The sequence below is a fragment of the Alkalihalophilus sp. As8PL genome, from assembly GCF_040939795.1.
Lineage (GTDB): Bacteria > Bacillota > Bacilli > Bacillales > Bacillaceae_D > Alkalihalophilus > Alkalihalophilus lindianensis.
This window is the reverse complement of record NZ_CP162551.1, coordinates 1,725,243-1,741,854: the sequence shown is the minus strand read 5'-3', so window position 1 is coordinate 1,741,854 and position 16,612 is coordinate 1,725,243. Positions and strand designations below refer to the sequence as shown.

At 39.0% G+C, this 16,612-nt stretch carries 14 protein-coding genes and 1 riboswitch; of the genes, 11 read left to right on the top strand and 3 right to left on the bottom strand.

The features are described from left to right. Positions 1 to 40: 40 nt before the first annotated feature. Positions 41 to 673, bottom strand: coding sequence for a CBS domain-containing protein (locus tag AB3N04_RS10300; RefSeq protein ID WP_368505911.1), 633 nt, complete (start codon positions 671 to 673; stop codon positions 41 to 43). 111 nt (positions 674 to 784) lie between these two features. Between AB3N04_RS10300 and AB3N04_RS10295 the strand changes: the two genes are divergently transcribed. The 8 genes from AB3N04_RS10295 (at position 785) to AB3N04_RS10260 (ending at position 8,372) form a co-directional block, all read left to right on the top strand. Then, the gene (locus AB3N04_RS10295) at positions 785 to 2,140 is read left to right on the top strand and encodes a cytosine permease (protein ID WP_368505910.1); all 1,356 of its coding nucleotides are present in this window, start codon (positions 785 to 787) and stop codon (positions 2,138 to 2,140) included. A gap of 71 nt (positions 2,141 to 2,211) precedes the next feature. Next, complete coding sequence (locus tag AB3N04_RS10290; RefSeq protein ID WP_368505909.1) at positions 2,212 to 2,916, top strand: DsbA family oxidoreductase; 705 nt, start codon at positions 2,212 to 2,214, stop codon at positions 2,914 to 2,916. A gap of 194 nt (positions 2,917 to 3,110) precedes the next feature. After that, on the top strand, positions 3,111 to 3,998 hold the full coding sequence (locus tag AB3N04_RS10285) for a transporter substrate-binding domain-containing protein (protein ID WP_368505908.1): 888 nt from the start codon (positions 3,111 to 3,113) through the stop codon (positions 3,996 to 3,998). A 70-nt stretch (positions 3,999 to 4,068) separates the two neighbouring features. Next, positions 4,069 to 4,770 carry an amino acid ABC transporter permease gene (locus tag AB3N04_RS10280; RefSeq protein WP_368505907.1) on the top strand — a complete coding sequence of 234 codons (702 nt, stop codon included), beginning with the start codon at positions 4,069 to 4,071 and terminating at the stop codon, positions 4,768 to 4,770. A gap of 12 nt (positions 4,771 to 4,782) precedes the next feature. Next, positions 4,783 to 5,523 (top strand): amino acid ABC transporter ATP-binding protein, encoded by a 741-nt coding sequence (locus tag AB3N04_RS10275; RefSeq protein ID WP_368505906.1) that lies wholly within the window; start codon positions 4,783 to 4,785, stop codon positions 5,521 to 5,523. An 83-nt stretch (positions 5,524 to 5,606) separates the two neighbouring features. After that, positions 5,607 to 5,715: riboswitch (SAM riboswitch) on the top strand. 139 nt (positions 5,716 to 5,854) lie between these two features. Next, positions 5,855 to 6,880 (top strand): methionine ABC transporter ATP-binding protein, encoded by a 1,026-nt coding sequence (locus tag AB3N04_RS10270; RefSeq protein WP_368505905.1) that lies wholly within the window; start codon positions 5,855 to 5,857, stop codon positions 6,878 to 6,880. After that, positions 6,858 to 7,523: a methionine ABC transporter permease gene (locus AB3N04_RS10265; protein ID WP_368505904.1), complete on the top strand. Its 666-nt coding sequence runs from the start codon at positions 6,858 to 6,860 to the stop codon at positions 7,521 to 7,523. The genes AB3N04_RS10270 and AB3N04_RS10265 overlap by 23 nt, the downstream gene beginning before the upstream one ends. Before the next feature lie 18 nt (positions 7,524 to 7,541). After that, the gene (locus tag AB3N04_RS10260) at positions 7,542 to 8,372 is read left to right on the top strand and encodes a MetQ/NlpA family ABC transporter substrate-binding protein (RefSeq protein ID WP_368505903.1); all 831 of its coding nucleotides are present in this window, start codon (positions 7,542 to 7,544) and stop codon (positions 8,370 to 8,372) included. A gap of 130 nt (positions 8,373 to 8,502) precedes the next feature. Here AB3N04_RS10260 and AB3N04_RS10255 read toward each other — a convergent pair whose 3' ends face one another. Both AB3N04_RS10255 and AB3N04_RS10250 read right to left on the bottom strand, forming a co-directional pair. Next, complete coding sequence (locus AB3N04_RS10255) at positions 8,503 to 10,491, bottom strand: bifunctional 2',3'-cyclic-nucleotide 2'-phosphodiesterase/3'-nucleotidase (RefSeq protein WP_368505902.1); 1,989 nt, start codon at positions 10,489 to 10,491, stop codon at positions 8,503 to 8,505. Between the two features lie 223 nt (positions 10,492 to 10,714). Beyond that, positions 10,715 to 12,319: a glutathione ABC transporter substrate-binding protein gene (locus AB3N04_RS10250; protein ID WP_368505901.1), complete on the bottom strand. Its 1,605-nt coding sequence runs from the start codon at positions 12,317 to 12,319 to the stop codon at positions 10,715 to 10,717. A 564-nt stretch (positions 12,320 to 12,883) separates the two neighbouring features. Here AB3N04_RS10250 and AB3N04_RS10245 point away from each other — a divergent pair. The 3 genes from AB3N04_RS10245 to preA all read left to right on the top strand — a co-directional run bounded on the left by AB3N04_RS10245 (position 12,884) and on the right by preA (position 16,569). Continuing rightward, positions 12,884 to 13,774, top strand: a complete 891-nt coding sequence (locus AB3N04_RS10245; protein ID WP_317123693.1) for a nitrilase-related carbon-nitrogen hydrolase — start codon at positions 12,884 to 12,886, stop codon at positions 13,772 to 13,774. Between the two features lie 129 nt (positions 13,775 to 13,903). Continuing rightward, entirely contained in the window at positions 13,904 to 15,259 is a 1,356-nt protein-coding gene (locus AB3N04_RS10240) for an NAD(P)-dependent oxidoreductase (protein ID WP_368506025.1), read from the top strand. Between the two features lie 23 nt (positions 15,260 to 15,282). Next, the gene (preA, locus tag AB3N04_RS10235) at positions 15,283 to 16,569 is read left to right on the top strand and encodes an NAD-dependent dihydropyrimidine dehydrogenase subunit PreA (RefSeq protein ID WP_368505900.1); all 1,287 of its coding nucleotides are present in this window, start codon (positions 15,283 to 15,285) and stop codon (positions 16,567 to 16,569) included. Positions 16,570 to 16,612 lie beyond the last annotated feature (43 nt).

Genomic DNA, 16,612 nt, shown 5'->3' with positions numbered 1-16,612 from the left:
AATCAGGGCAGCTTCCGCAAATTGCGGGCTGCCCTGAATTTTATTCGATTTCTAATATGCGATATCCGTGTTTTTCAATATCAGCCGTTACTTTGTTAAGGTGAGGAGATTTTTCAATCTTAATTAAAATTCGGCGTAGATAAGAAGAATCTGATTCAAAAGCAATATCGGAAATAATGTTAATATCGTACTTTTGTAAAATCTTTGTAATTGAATGGAGCGTTCCAGATTGATTATGTACACCAAGTAAAATACGAGTGCCTTCTACCCCAACCCCAAAACAATCCTCCAATGTACGCTCAATAAAAGATCGCTTCACAATCCCAACGAATTCACCGTTATCAAGCACTGGAACAAATGGATATCTTACAATGATTGGTAGACAATCTTCAAAATGACTACTATGTAGATCAACACTTTCGTTCGCACTAACATCAATACAGTTAGAAATCGCGTGTTGATACAGTTCGAGAAGTGTAGTCTGTTCGTCTTGTGTTTCGAGGTATTCAAGGATGGAACGTTTACTTAGTATACCAAGATAGGAGCCTTCATCATTAATAACTGGTAAGCTATAATGAGAACCTTTCATTGTTGCGAGTGCATCTTTAATGGTCATCGGTGAACTTAGAAGGGTTAGCTCCTTCTTTGGAGTGAGGCAATTACGAATAAACATTCTATTTTCCCCCTTATGAATATAATATATATCTATTATACTTTGTTTTTAGTTGCTATAATATCATAATTTTCAGAAATATATAATGCTAATGGAGTGGAGGTGAATTAAGTGTACGAAACAAACAAAGGAACAAAACCTCTAGTGGAGCGTTATGGTTTAGAAGCTATTCCTAAACACGCACAAAATACTTCAGCTATTGAATATACGTTTATACAAATGGCGATATCGGTTAATGCAGGAAACGTTCTTGTACCAGCATTAGCAGTGCTCGAAGGTGGCTTAACGTTTCTACAAGCCGTTCTATCTACGGTTGTCGGTGCCGCTTTTGCTTTCATATGTGTATCTTTCCTTGCGTTGCCTGGTGCTAAATATGGCATTCCAGCCCAATACTCTATACGAGCAATCTTAGGTGTAGGAGGGACGCGTTACTTGGCTTCACCTATTAGGACGGTTACATCGATGTATTGGTTTGCTGTTCAAACGATAGGGGGGACTTACTTAATAAAGGAATTAATCGAAAGAACCTTACATATTCAATTTCCTTTTCTAGGCATTGCCCTTGTAATGGCTACTCTTATGGCAGTTTTAGCTTTAATAGGGTTTGAGGCAGTGAAAAAAGCGACAAAGTATTTCCTTCCTATTCTTTTTGTTGGAGGGCTTGTCATGCTCTTTATTCTACTAACGAGCGAAGTGGAAGGAAGAACATATGAAACTGTAATCAATAGTCCTTCATCTGCTCCGTTAGGCACCATGCTCTTCTTTGCTAGTTTAGCCTTTGTCCAATATGTATCAGGCGTCAGTTCAGCCTCAGACATGGCCCGTTATGCAAAGAGTGAAAAGCATGCTTTTTATGGCTTGTTTTTAGGGAATCTGAGTGGCTTTTTCTTAACGGCTATTCTAGGTGCGTACACGGCTGCTTTAGCTGGAAGTGTGAACCCTTATGTCATATCAAGCCAGTTAACGAACTCAACACTAGCTCTCACTATTATTTTGGTTGCTGCGATGGCCTCAATGGTGATGATTAATATCAGTAATGCATATACCGGGGGATATAGCTTATTAAATAGTTTACCTAGCTTAGGAAGGGTGAAGAGTGCTGTTCTTTTTGGCTGTTGTGCTATCATTCTAAGTTCATTTCCGATTTTAGTAGAACAAGCACAAACCTATATTTCTTATTTAGGTGCACTGATTATTCCTATTTCTGCAGTGATTGTGTTTGACTTTTTACTCCTTAAGAAGCGTAGGTTCACAGAGAAAGATTTCTTAGGGTTAGCGCGTGGTGACTATCAATATAACTTCCAAGGCCTAAGTGCGTCGTTTGCTGGAATGGCACTTTATTTATTGCTGCCAAACGGTTGGTCCCCAGGGTTCATTGCATTTATTGGGACGGGAGTGATTTACTTAATCATTTCCTTGAAATTTAAAAGAAAGAATGAAAGTAATCAAGTGGAGAATATAGGATGAGTGAGCTTTTAATTTGGAGTATGGGAAACCTAGAACTATAATTCAATGTAACTGATGGAGGAGGAATGTAAATGAGAATCGATATTTGGTCCGACTTTGTTTGTCCGTTTTGTTATATAGGTAAACGTAAGCTAGAAAAAGCACTAAAGCAATTTAAACACCGTGAAGAGGTAGAATTGGTATTTCGAAGCTATCAACTAGACCCTACTGCGAAACGAGACAACGATGAACACCTATACGATGTTTTGGCAAAAAAATATGGTATGACTCGAGAAAAAGCTAAAGAAATGAGTGATCAAATCACGGAACAGGCGAAAGAAGAAGGACTAGATTTCAATTTTGATACATCGATTCGTACGAACACAGCTGATGCTCATCGATTAGCCCATTTTGCTTACGAACAAGGCAAAGGACTAGAGCTGACTGAGCTACTATTGAAAGCGTACTTTACCGACTCACTCCACATTGGAGATCATGAGATATTAAGCGATTTTGCACAAGAAGTAGGAATGGATAAAGGAGAAGCACTTAATGTATTGAAAAGTAACAAATTCATAGACGTCATTAAGCAAGATCAACAAGAGGGTATTAACATTGGTGTGCAAGGCGTTCCTTTCTTTGTTTTTAATCATAAATATGCTGTATCAGGTGCCCAGCCTACTCATGTCTTTTTAGAAGTGCTTGAAAAAGTGAAAGAGGAGCAGAGCGAGCTGACGATTATCGAAAGTAATAAAAGCGAAGGGGCTCATTGTAGTAATGAGTCATGCGATAGTTAAGAAAATCTTTATTTAAGGGAACCCTTTATTCTAAAGGGTTTTTTCTTTTGTATCGGGTGAGAGAAAATGTGAATACTTCTAATAGGATAAAGTATTCACATTTTAATCGTTGACATGAAGGGGGTTTGGTGGTAATTTAATTATACTATTCCGATTAACTAACTAAGGTTTAATGTGAGGGGAGCAATAATAAAATGAAGAAATTATTTTATCTTTTAATCGTACTAATGTTAATGATAGTGCTAGCAGCTTGTGGCGCAACTGATGAAACAGAGGAAGGTAATGGAGATACGGCAGATACAGAAGAAACCACAGATGCTAGGGAAGATACATCTTGGGCAGAAGTTGAAGAGTCTGGAGTGCTTGTTGTAGGAACATCAGGGACATACGCTCCCATTACTTTTTACGATGAAAGTAATGAATTAACTGGATTTGAAGTAGAGCTTGTTAAAGAAGTGGCTGAAAAATTAGATCTTGAGATTGAGTTTAGCACGATGGACTTTGATGGAATTCTTCCATCATTACGTAATGGTCAAATCGATGTAGCTGCTCATGATTTTGCCATTACAGAAGAGCGTAAAGAAACGTTTGATTTTGTTATTCCACATAAATATTCTTATGGATCAATTGTCGTTCGTGCTGAAGATGCTGATCGATTCGAGAGTGCACATGATTTAGAGGGTGTAAACGTTGCACTTGGTTCATTGACAAGTAATTATGCTATCTTTGCTGATAATATCGGTGCGAATGGAACAGCATATGATGGTGGGACAGAAGCGATTTTACGTGATGTTATCAATGGAAACACAGATGCTTACTTAAATGACCGCCTCGTATTGCAACGAACGATTGATGAATTTGGTGATGATCGTTTAGTGGTAGCAGATCAAGTGAAATACCATGCAACAGAAAGTGCAATGGCTGTGTTAAAAGGAAATGGAACATTAAAAGAAAAGTTAGATGAAGCAGTACAAGAGTTAATTGAAGATGGTACTGTAGCTCGTTTATCTGAGGAGTTTCTAGGTGAGGATGTATCTGAACCAGTTGATGAGTCAGAAGTTGTCAGTCTAGATGGAGAATAAAGAAATATGAAGAAATACAAGGACTTGTCCTTGTATTTCTTTTTTGGACGTTCATGAGGGAGGGAATTAAATGATGGAATGGTTTCAACAAATACAGTGGGAATATTTATATGATCCGGAGCTAGCATGGAATTCACTTCCTTTTTTACTTGAGGGTTTAAAAGTAACTATGATCATTGCTCTATTTAGTATGTTCTTTGCCCTCATTCTTGGGGTAGGGATCGGTATCGCAAGAATGTCTAAATTCTGGTTTTTGAGGTGGCCTGCAAGAATTTATATATCATTCATGAGAGGAACACCTTTATTAGTCTTTATTTTTATCTTGTATTATGGGATACCTGTATTAGGGGTTGAATTTAAAAGTGCTATCGTCGCTGGTATCGTAGGGATTAGTCTTAATTTTGCAGCTTATAATGCAGAGGTGGTCAGGTCTGCTATTATGTCTGTGCCACGCGGACAATGGGAAGCTGCTACTTCACTTCAAATGAGTTATATACAGACACTAAGGCGAATCGTTATTCCTCAAGCAACACGAATTGCCTTACCACCAACTTTTAATATATTTATGGATATTGTAAAAGGAACCTCTCTTGCATCAGTTATTACTGTTCAAGAGCTATTATATAGCTCTAGACTTGTAGCGGGACGAACTTATGATAGTATGACGATGTATATAACCGCTGCACTTATTTACTGGGTAGTTTGTATTGTGATTGGACATTTCCAAGAACGCTTGGAAAAACGTTATAATCGTTACCTGAGTCAGAGATAAAGGAGGTCTACTATGATTGAAATCTCACAATTACAAAAGAAATTTGATGACGTTACCGTTTTAGAGTCAATTAATTTTTCCGTAAAAAAAGGGGAAGTTGTTTGTTTAGTAGGTCCTTCTGGGTCAGGAAAGACAACACTTCTACGTTGTTTGAATTTATTAGAAACACCTAACCAAGGGACGATTCAGATAGGTGATAAACGCGTTGAGTTTGGCTCAAAACGTTTATCAAAAAAAGCTATAAAAGATTTACGAAGCTACTCTGGTATGGTATTTCAAGGTTTTCATCTATTTCCTCATAAAACAGTCATGGAAAATATCACTGAAGCACCATTAACTGTGAAAAAGGCAAGGAAGACAGCTGTAATTGAAGACGGAGAGAAATTATTGAAGAAGGTTGGCATGATTGAACATAAGGATAAGTATCCAGATGCATTATCGGGGGGACAGCAGCAGCGTGCTGCGATAGCAAGAGCGCTGATGATGAATCCCGATGTCATGTTATTTGATGAGCCAACTTCTGCTCTTGATCCCCAACTTGTTGGCGAAGTTCTACGCGTAATCGAAGAGCTCGCAAAAGAAGGACAAACAATGGTGATCGTTACACATGAAATGAACTTTGCGAAGCGAGTAGCAGACAAAGTATTATTCATGGACGGTGGTTATATCGTCGAGGAAGGTCCAGCTAAAGGGTTACTCGAGAATCCAAAAGAAGAACGAACTCGAGAATTTTTACAACTTTTAGGTGAATAGTGTACATGTTAGAATAAAAAGCATTGACATCGCCTTAATACTTTATTAAGATAAAATAACTTAGAAAATTTAAATAGTTTAAACTCTTATCAAGAGCGACCGAGGGACAGGCCCTATGACGTCCGGCAACCTCTAAGTTTTTACTTAGTCGGTGCTAAATCCTGCAGAGCAATAAGCTCTGGAAGATAAGAGGTGCGATCTTAATTATCAAACCTCTTTCTTGTTTAGAAAGAGGTTTTTTTATATTTATCTTCTGGAAAGTTAAGCTAAAACATTATTTAGTTATAAAGTTGAGTTTTCACATAAGGAAATCAGGCTTTGGGGGTGTATCATGATCGACATTAAAAGTGTTACGAAAGAATATAAAACAAAAAAAGGGACCGTTAAAGGAGTAGATAACGTAAGCCTTGAGATTGATCAAGGAGAGATCTTTGGAATCGTAGGGTATAGTGGAGCAGGTAAGAGCTCTCTTTTAAGATGTATTAATTTGATGGAAAAGCCAACTAGCGGAGAAATTTTTGTAGATGGTGTTAATCTAGTGAAGTTAAATGCTAGTAAGCTGCGCCAATCTAGACAAAAGATAGGAATGATCTTTCAACATTTTTATCTTGCTACTTCTAAAACAGTATTTGATAACGTTTATTTCGCTTTAAAGGCAGCAGGTAAATCAAAGACCGAGAGTCATAAGAAAGTGTTAGATTTATTGGATTTAGTAGGATTAGCTGATAAGGCGCAACACTATCCTAGTCAATTAAGTGGAGGTCAAAAGCAAAGGGTAGGTATAGCAAGAGCTCTAGCTAATGACCCGAAAGTATTGTTGTGTGATGAAGCAACTTCAGCTCTAGACCCAAGTACGACTCAAGCTATCTTAAGACTACTCAAAGATATAAATGAAAAACTAGGTTTAACGATCGTGCTGATTACACATGAAATGGAAGTTGTAAAAGAGATTTGTGATCGAATGGCTGTTATGGAAGATGGAAAAGTAATAGAGCTAGGAAGTGTCTATCAACTATTTGCTCACCCAAAAGAGAATCTAACAAAAGATTTCATTGATGGTGTGATGCAATTTAAATTACCTCAAGCTTTGGTTGAAAAGTGTAAAGGAACAATAGTGAAGATACATTTTCGAGGAAGGATTGCTGAAGAATCTGTTGTATCGGATGTCCTCAAAGGTTTTAATGTCCGGGCCAATATTCTCCATGGCAAAATTGAATATATTAAAGAAGTCCCTCTTGGTGTGTTTATTATGGAACTTAAGGGCACTAGTGATGAAGTGGAGCGAGTTCTTACATATCTAAATGAAAAAGCAGTAGGGGTGGAGGTGATGACAAGTGACAATGGAGACTTTGATTAATTTATTGCCAGAGCTCAACAAAGCATTCTTTGAAACGGTGTTAATGGTAGGAATTTCACTTTCTGTAGCACTAGTTGTAGGTCTTCCCTTAGGCGTTTTATTGTATGTAACAGATAAAGGGTTGTTCCTTGAAAATAGTTGGATTAAAGGGGTACTTGGCTTGATCGTGAACTTAATTCGCTCGGTCCCCTTTATCATTTTACTTGTTGCCCTTATTCCGTTAACAAAAGCAATTGTTGGGGGAACCATAGGCCCGGTCGCAGCATCTGTCTCCTTATCTGTTGCAGCGATTCCTTTCTTTGCACGGTTGGTAGAATCATCTGTGCGAAAGATTGATAAAGGGGTAGTAGAAGCTGCAATTTCAGTTGGGGCAAGTCCATGGTTGATCATAAAAGATATTCTATTAACTGAGGCTAAGCCTGGTATTATTCAAGGGATCACCATTACGACTATTAGTTTGATTGGTTATTCTGCGATGGCTGGTGTTGTCGGTGGTGGTGGAATTGGTGATTTGGCTATTAGGTTCGGCTATTATCGATACGATGAAGCAGTAATGTTTACAACGATTATTATTTTGATTGTGTTGGTACAAGTCATCCAATACACAGGTGACCTTATAGCAAAAGCGATAGATAAAAGATAAAGTAGAGGAGAATGAACAATGAAAAAGTGGAAAACAGTATTACTTTCAACATTATTAGTGGGTACATTAGCAGCTTGTGGTTCAGGAGAAAGTGAAGAAGCCGCAGCTGACTCAGAAGAAAAAACAAAAATTACTTTTGGATCAACAGCAGGTCCTTATAGTGATATGGTTTCACAAGCAATCCAACCAGTATTAGAAGAGAAGGGATATGAAGTTGAAGTCGTTGAGTTTAGTGATTATGTTCAACCAAATATTGCTCTTGATAATGGCTCTATTGATGTAAATTTATTTCAACACAAAATTTACATGGAGAACTTTGCTGAAGAGAATGGGTTGGATTTATCAGAAGTGATTGTTGTTCCGACGGCTCCAATGGGGATTTATTCAAATAAATATGACTCTCTAGAAGGAATTGAAGAAGGGTCACAAATTGCGATTCCAAATGATCCAACCAATGCAGCTCGTGCTTTCTTAATACTTGAAGAAGAAGGATTAATTAAGGTTGATACTGATGTCAATCCACTTGTTATCTCAGAGCGTGATGTTGTAGAGAACCCCAAAAATATTGTATTCCAACCGATTGAAGCAGCGCAGCTTCCACGAGCTGTCGACTCCGTTGACTTATCGGCTGTGCCAGGGAACTTTGCTTTATCTGCTAACATGGATTTGCTAGATGCTTTGAAGCTTGAAAATATGCCTGATGAGTATAGAAATCGCGTAGTTGTTAACACAGAGGACTTAGATGAACCTTTTGTTCAAGATATTAAGGCAGCAGTAGAATCTGCTGAATTTGAAGAGGTTATAGATACAGAGTTCGAAGGATTTGGAAAGCCGGAATGGATGGAGTAACCATCGTTAAAATTGCGATAGAATAGTCGAAAGGAAAGTAGCGACTTATGCGTTATCTCCTTAAACAAACGTTTGATTAATAGAAAAAAGGTGACTCGTTAGGAGTCACCTTTTTTTATTAGCATCATAATTATTGTTTGTTGTTAGCGTGAGGAGGAGGTCCTGGCACTCCAGCATGAGGTGGTGGCCCAGGTTGTCCAGCATGAGGAGGACGATTTCCTTTCACATCGTCATTTTCACCTTCATCTTCATCTTCCTCAACATTACTATGAAACTGATACAATCCAGTCGTATCAGTAATAGTTTCTAAGAAAGTAACAGTAGGGAATTGACTTGCAAGCTCTTGTCCACCTAAATCACTTTGAAAGAGGATCGTTGAATCAGTTTCAAAGTTAACGATGGACCAGTTGTTTGATACCTCAATATTAAGAGCACCATCATGATTACGGATATAGTCAATGATAACTTCACGATTCTCATCTGTAGAAGCAAGGATCGTTTCAGCGTTATCTAAATGACCGCCACCCCCACCAGCACGGTAATTATTTGTTGCTACTAAAAACTCATCATCAGTAGTAACTTCTTCACCTTGATACGTTAGACCAACAATGCGTTCTCCAACTGGCTTGGTTACATCAATTTGATACTCAACGCCTTCAATTGTATCGAAGTCAAAGCTAGCGAAATCTGTATTAATTAAATATTGGTTATCAGAACTAGTTGGATCAATCTGTAAGAAGTTTCTAGCCGATTGTTCTAACCATGTATTAAGCTCATCACCGTTTACTTTAACGACATGTAACGTATTTGGATAAACATAGATGTCATTCACATCGCGAATCGCAATCGAGCCAGCATCGACACTCGTATAAGCGCCGCCTCTTCCAGCACGGAAAGGAGCTGCAGCTGAGAGCATTGGCATTTCTTCATATTGTGTCCCTTCGAAGTTCTGCTCCATATAATCTAACTGCGCTTCATTGATTAATTGAACAACTTCATTATCCATCACACGAGAGAAATACGTATTTAGGTCATTAGCAGTTTCCCCTACAGGGCTGTTAACATATTCGATTGTTGCTAAATGGGTATCTTCTACAAGAGCGACCATTTCGGGGTGTGGCTCATATTCTGCGGTAGATTTTGCTTCGCTTTGTGCAGAAGCTATTTCCCAACCTACTTCAGTATGGTGTAAATCAAATTCAATCACTCCAAGATGACTGCCCCATGAGCCTGGCATTACGGTTGGAACACCATTTACCGTTCCATTGGTTGCATCAATACCATCGATGTTTGAGTAAGAATCTGTTCCAGGGAACACATTATGTTGGTGACCAAGGATCATTGCATCAATGCCTTCAATTTGAGACAATTGATAGGCTGCATTTTCACTTGCATTCTCTGATGGATCAATACCAGAGTGAGCAACAGCTACTATAATATCCGCTCCATCTTCTTTCATTTGAGGAATGTATTTATTTGCTGAGTCAATAATCTCTTCCACGTAAACTTCTCCATCAAGGTGCACTCGATCCCAAGTCATAATTTGCGGGGGAACAAATCCAATTACCCCAACCTGAAGAGCTTCGCCATTGATATCTTGTTCTATAATAGTGTAAGGATCATAACGTAGTTGGTCTGTATCTTCATTATAAATATTTGCACTTAACCAAGGGAAGTCAGCTTTAGCAATCGTTTCATCTAAATACTGAAGCCCAAAGTTAAATTCATGGTTTCCAAGTGTAGCAGAATCATAACCCATTAGATTCATAGCATCCATAATGACATGAGGGTCATCAGCACCGACTGGGTCAACAAGAGCTAACATATCACCGAAAATACTACCTTGAATAATATCTCCATTGTCTAAAAGAAGAGTATGTTCATTGTTTGCACGAATCTCTTCAACTAAGGTATGTACTTTAGCAAGGCCGAACGAGTTGTCTTCTACATCATTCATATAGTCATAAGGCATCATGTATGCATGAATGTCAGTCGTTCCCATAATAACTAGCTTCTCTGTATCCTCTTCATTAGCTGCACTTACTGTAGATAAGGGAAGCATGAGTAATGTAATGATCATTAAGCTAAGAAATGCTTTTTTAGTAAAGAACCTTTCCAAACAAATCACTCTCCTTGGTATGTTATTGTAATCGCTCCCATCATAGCAACAGCTATATACCTCGTAAAGGACTTAAAGGACAAATCCAACCATTTAATTAGCATATTTTGTAGAATTTTAGTATTTTTAGGTCTAAATTCCTTGTTAAATATATTATTTAGACTCATACTTTTTGGCACGAAAAAAAACCGTTCACTAAAAAAGCAAACGGTTTTTTTATCGGTTATCTATTAAGTTCTACATCACGTAAGAATAATGTTGTACTTGGGAATTGCCAGAAGCCTTCTACATCATCTCTTACACCAGCAATGATTTCAGGGAAATAAAGATAAGCATATGGCGATTCTGCAGCTAGCTCATTTTGAGCTGCTTCGTAAAAATCTAAACGTTCTTGCTCATCAATCGATTCACGAGCTTGTTGTAAGAGAGAATCAATTTCTTCGTTATCAATGAAAGAGCGGTTACCAGCTGGACCTTTGTTATCGGAGTGGAAGACTGGATATAAACCATAGTCACCATCAAGGGTAACGGTGCCCCAACTGCCTAAGAACAGTTCCGATTGTCCTTGACCTGCTCGCTCTAAATACGTACCGAATTCATACGTATCAATCTCTACGTCTACACCAATTTCGGCTAGTTGGTATTGAAGTGCTTGAGCTAGATCTTGTCGTTCACGGTCGTCATCTGTAAGAATTGTTGTTTGAAAACCATCAGGATAGCCTGCTTCTGTTAGTAGATCCTTCGCTTGTTCACGATCATATTCAATACGATCAATGTTATCGCTATAACCAAAAACATCTGGAGCGATTGGGCCATCTGCAATCAAACCTGTACCGTCTAACACTCCATCTATTAATGCTTGTTTATCCACAGCCATATGAAGAGCCCGTCTAACGTTCACATCATCAAACGGTTCTTTTTCTGTATTAAATCCTAAGTAAACCATGCGAGTACTGTTTGATTGTTGCACAGACGTTTCGGCACCATTTTCTACCCGTGAAACATCACTAGGGTTTACTGGGAAAATAATATCTACTCCGCCTGTTTCAAGTTCGGCGATACGTGTTAAGTCCTCAGGAATAACAGTGAAAGTGACTGAATCTACTTTTGCTTGTTCTTCATGCCAATAGTCATCATTTTTCACAAGGGTAACAGATTGTCCTGGGGTACGTTCTTCAAATTTAAAATAACCAGTCCCCGCGGGGGCTTCATTTACTACTGAGAATGGTTGCCCGCCATTTTCCATATCTTCATAGGACGCTTCAATTGATTCTATGCTAATAATGCTTCCACCTGGGTGAGCAAGGTGAGCAGGAAGAGAAGAGAAAGGAAACTCAGTTTCAATATGTACGGTATATTCATCTTCAACTGTTACCTCTGTAATCATTCCAAATAAGAAAGAAACAGGTGCAGCAACCTCAGGATCACGGACACGATCTAAATTGGCTTTAACCACTTCTGCATTTAATTCAGAACCATCGTGGAACGTTACATCTTGGCGAATTTTCGCTTCCCAAGTTGTATCATCAATTTGCTCGAAGCTTTCCGCTAAAGCTGGCTGAATCGTAAGGTCCGTTCCCATATGTACAAGACGATCATAAATAGTAGAGTTGATCGAGTTTGAAACATTTTCGTTTGCACCATGCGGATCAAGCGAAACGGGATCAGATAAGACTGCGACTTTCAGGTCGCCTCCATCGTTATTTTCTGTTGACTGTTCCCCTTCATTCCCGGCATCTTCTGACGGTTCACTACTACAGGCAACGAGACCTATACTTAAAACGGAAAGAATGGCAGCTGACTTAAAAAAGGATGATAATTTCTTCATTGTAAAACTCCCTTCTGAAAATATTGAATGAGGCAATTACCTACCAAAATACAAGGAATTGCTAATAAAATCATAGCGTAAGCTACTGGAAATATCAATTTAACTTTTTGAATATAGGGAATTATCTAACAAAAATCTATGAATTACGTAGAAAAATAGTAATTGTCGACATGTTTCACGGGAAACATTTTCAAATAGTTATATAAAAATGCTGAATATTGATGTTTTTGTAGAAAGATTTCGCCCTATGAGAAAGAGGGTTTGGACATACTTGTACTGAACTCTTTATGAAAGAACAAGCGATAATAGCTCCAATAATATGATAGGTAACCTTACATCATTACGGAAAGTATTTGAAAGAAATGCTAGGATAACGCTACGTAAGAAAGAAGCTTTTTACATAATGATAAAGAAAAATGATCAAGGGTTTGACATTATGTATGATGTATTTGTCCTATGAGACACGTAGAATAAAAATTAAAGTCGGACTATTCTTACAATTATCCGTTCTACTCACAGGTTACTGATGGTGAGATCACTTACATTTGCTTAGGGGGAATTTAAATGTCAGATCACGTAAAAATTGGACTTATTCAAGCATCAAATGATGTACATGGTGACGAGCCGGTAGCTGTTCATAAAGAAAAAGCGATTGAAAAGCATATTAAGTTAATCCGTGAAGCTAAAGCAAAGGGTGCACAAATCGTTTGTTTACAAGAAATCTTTTACGGACCGTATTTTTGCTCAGAACAGAAAACTAAATGGTACGAAGCAGCAGAAGAAATTCCAAATGGTCCGACAACAAGATTGTTTCAAGATTTAGCCAAAGAGCTTGAAATTGTAATTGTTCTCCCAATTTATGAGCGGGAAGGAATTGCAACTTATTACAATACCGCTGCAGTTATTGATGCGGATGGATCCTATTTAGGGAAATATCGTAAACAACATATTCCTCATGTTGGAGTGGGTGAGGAAGGTTACGGGTTCTGGGAGAAGTACTACTTTAAACCTGGCAATATGGGATATCCCGTTTTTGATACGGCATATGCAAAAGTTGGTGTGTATATCTGTTACGACCGTCATTTTCCGGAGGGTGCTAGATTGCTAGGGTTAAATGGTGCAGAAATTGTATTTAACCCATCGGCAACAGTAGCGGGCTTATCAGAATATTTATGGAAGCTTGAACAACCAGCCCACGCAGTCGCAAATGGATATTATTTAGGGGCTATTAATAGAGTTGGGGTAGAAGCACCTTGGAATATGGGTGAATTCTATGGCCAATCTTATCTCGTAAATCCTCGTGGACAATTTGTCTCAGTGGCCAGTCGTGATCAAGATGAAGTTATTATTGGAGAAATGGATAAGAAAATGATCCGTGAAGTACGTGATACTTGGCAGTTTTATAGAGATCGTAGACCAGAGACGTACGATGATATGACAGCACTACTTCCTTAATACGAAAGACTTGTAGGTTTTGCATAGATGAATGTTATCTATGTAAAACCTTATTAATTAAAAGAAAACAAAATCAATCGTTTATTGCTTGATAAAAAAGGAGGTCTTTCATTGAGTGAGCAACGTTTAATGCTAACGGTAGAAGATTTGGAAAAACAATTTCAAGAAGCTCATCCGGGGTTAACGAATAGAGAAGCAACGGAGGAAGCTAATCGATGTCTATATTGTTATGATGCACCCTGTATAACCGCTTGTCCGACAAGTATTGATATTCCGCGTTTTATCAAAAAGATTGCCTCAGGGAATATGAAAGGATCTGCGAAGACTATTATGTCTGCCAATCCAGTCGGTGCAAGCTGTTCGCGAGTTTGCCCTACAGAGGAATTATGCGAAGGGGCGTGCGTGTTAAATCACTCTACCAAGCCGATCATGATTGGAGACCTACAAAGATATGCGACAGATTGGGCGATGAAAAATGAACAAGTTTTATTTAAAGCAGGCCAAAAAAATGGAAAGACCGTCGCGATAGTGGGTGGGGGACCTGCTGGATTATCAGCAGCTCGTGAGCTTGCTCTCATTGGCTATGATGTCACAATTTATGAAGCTGAAAAGGAAGCTGGTGGATTAAATACGTATGGTATTGTTTCTTTCCGTCTTCCACAACGTGTTTCATTCTGGGAAGTTGATCAAGTGAAAAGCCTTGATGTCAAAATCAAAACAAATACACGCATCGGGGTAGATGTTCCGGTGTCTGAGCTTTTAGCTAATTATGACGCAGTGGTACTTGCCATTGGAATGTCTAGTGTGCCTAACCTTGGGATCGAAGGAGAGGAACTAGAAGGAGTGCATGATGCAATTGAGTTTGTAAAAGCAACTAAATCAGGTCAATTGACTGAAGAATATATCGGTAAGAACGTAGTAGTAATCGGTGCAGGTAATACGGCCATTGATGGTGCGACCTGTTCTGTACGTCTTGGAGCAGAAAATGTGAAAATTCTCTATCGTAGAACGCTTGCAGAAATGACTGCTTATGATTTTGAATACGAATTCGCTAAACAAGACGGGGTAGAATTCCGCTGGTTAACAGCGCCAAAAAGAATCATTGGAGATGAACACGGAAAAGTTCAAGCCATCGAATGCATCAAGATGGAGTTAGGTGAACCAAGTGAAGATGGACGGAGAAGACCGATAGCTGTTGAAGGGTCAGAGTTTACATTAGAGGTGGATGCGGTCATTAAAGCGATCGGCCAAACACGCTATGTGGATTTAATCGAGCAGTTTGGATTAGAGCATGATGGTGGGGTCGTAAAAGTAAACATGGAAGACTTTACAACGTCTAATGAAAAAGTATTTGCCTGTGGAGATGTTATTTTCGGTAAGGGCCAAGGTGAAGCGATGGTCGTAACAGCTGCAGAACAAGGGAAGCAAACGGCTTATGCTCTTCATCAAAAGGTGCTTGGAGGCGTGAAAGAAGAGACGGCATAACCCAAATCAGAGGAGGTAGTTGAATGGCTGACTTACGAATTGACTTTGCAGGAATTAAATCCCCGAACCCTTTTTGGCTAGCATCAGCGCCACCAACCAACTCAGGTTATCAAGTGCAACGTGCATTTGAAGCAGGGTGGGGTGGAGCCGTTTGGAAAACACTTGGGGATCCTATTTTAAACGTATCCTCACGTTTTGCGGCTGTGAGTTTTAATGGTCAAAAAGTTGCGGGGTTTAACAATATTGAATTAATTACAGACCGGCCGCTAGAAGTGAACTTAAAAGAAATTTATGAAACAAAGAAACGCTTCCCTGACCATGTGATTATTGCCTCTTTAATGGTTGAACCGCAACAGGAGAAGTGGCATGAGATTGTAAAACGGGTAGAAGATGTTGGTGTAGATGGGCTAGAGCTTAACTTCGGATGTCCTCATGGAATGGCTGAACGTGGAATGGGTGCAGCTTCTGGTCAAGTTCCTGAGCTCGTAGAAAAGCAAACGTACTGGGCAAAAGAAGTCGCCCAAACACCTGTTATCGTAAAATTAACACCGAATATTACTGACATTACGGTGACAGCTGAAGCCGCCGTTCGAGGCGGTGCGGATGCCGTTAGTATGATTAATACGATTAATAGTTTAGCAGGAGTTGATATTGACTCTTGGAATACTGTGCCTCATGTCGCTGGAAAAGGCGCCCATGGTGGGTACTGTGGACCAGCAGTAAAGCCAATTGCCTTAAACATGGTAGCAGAATGTGCAAGAAACCCTCATGTAAATGTACCAATCTCTGGTATGGGAGGAGTATCCAACTGGGAGAATGCGGTTGAATTTATGTTAATGGGTGCTACCGGTGTTCAAGTTTGTACTGCGGCCATGCACCATGGTTTTAGAATTGTCGAGGATATGATTGATGGATTAAATAACTACCTAGATGATAAAGGGATTGCTTCGGTAATGGATATAGTAGGTAAAACCGTTACGAACTATTCCGATTGGGGTAACCTTGATTTGAATTATAAAGTGGTTGCACAAATTAATAACGATGTTTGTATTAACTGTAATAAATGTCATATCGCTTGTGAGGACACCTCGCATCAATGTATTGATATGTTAAAGGATGACCAAGGAAGAGACATTCTTAAAGTGCGTGAGGATGACTGTGTTGGCTGTAATCTGTGTTCTATCGTCTGCCCAGTCGATGGAGCGATTGATATGGTGGAGTTGAAATCGGAGTTACCACCGATGACGTGGAATGAACGTCAAGCGGCAATAGGTGCAGCAGGTAATTGTAGTATTCCTACCATCAAGTGAGTGTAATCGTATAGTAGGTAATCAATTTTTGTGATGAAGGTCA

Bases quoted from the DNA above. Each gene is read 5' to 3' on its own strand.
- AB3N04_RS10290 (WP_368505909.1), top strand. From the start codon at position 2,212: ATGAGAATCGATATTTGGTCCGACTTTGTTTGTCCGTTTTGTTATATA.
- AB3N04_RS10300 (WP_368505911.1), bottom strand. From the start codon at position 673: ATGTTTATTCGTAATTGCCTCACTCCAAAGAAGGAGCTAACCCTTCTA.
- AB3N04_RS10240 (WP_368506025.1), top strand. From the start codon at position 13,904: ATGCTAACGGTAGAAGATTTGGAAAAACAATTTCAAGAAGCTCATCCG.
- AB3N04_RS10245 (WP_317123693.1), top strand. From the start codon at position 12,884: ATGTCAGATCACGTAAAAATTGGACTTATTCAAGCATCAAATGATGTA.
- AB3N04_RS10280 (WP_368505907.1), top strand. From the start codon at position 4,069: ATGATGGAATGGTTTCAACAAATACAGTGGGAATATTTATATGATCCG.
- preA (WP_368505900.1), top strand. From the start codon at position 15,283: ATGGCTGACTTACGAATTGACTTTGCAGGAATTAAATCCCCGAACCCT.
- AB3N04_RS10250 (WP_368505901.1), bottom strand. From the start codon at position 12,319: ATGAAGAAATTATCATCCTTTTTTAAGTCAGCTGCCATTCTTTCCGTT.
- AB3N04_RS10270 (WP_368505905.1), top strand. From the start codon at position 5,855: ATGATCGACATTAAAAGTGTTACGAAAGAATATAAAACAAAAAAAGGG.
- AB3N04_RS10260 (WP_368505903.1), top strand. From the start codon at position 7,542: ATGAAAAAGTGGAAAACAGTATTACTTTCAACATTATTAGTGGGTACA.
- AB3N04_RS10285 (WP_368505908.1), top strand. From the start codon at position 3,111: ATGAAGAAATTATTTTATCTTTTAATCGTACTAATGTTAATGATAGTG.
- AB3N04_RS10275 (WP_368505906.1), top strand. From the start codon at position 4,783: ATGATTGAAATCTCACAATTACAAAAGAAATTTGATGACGTTACCGTT.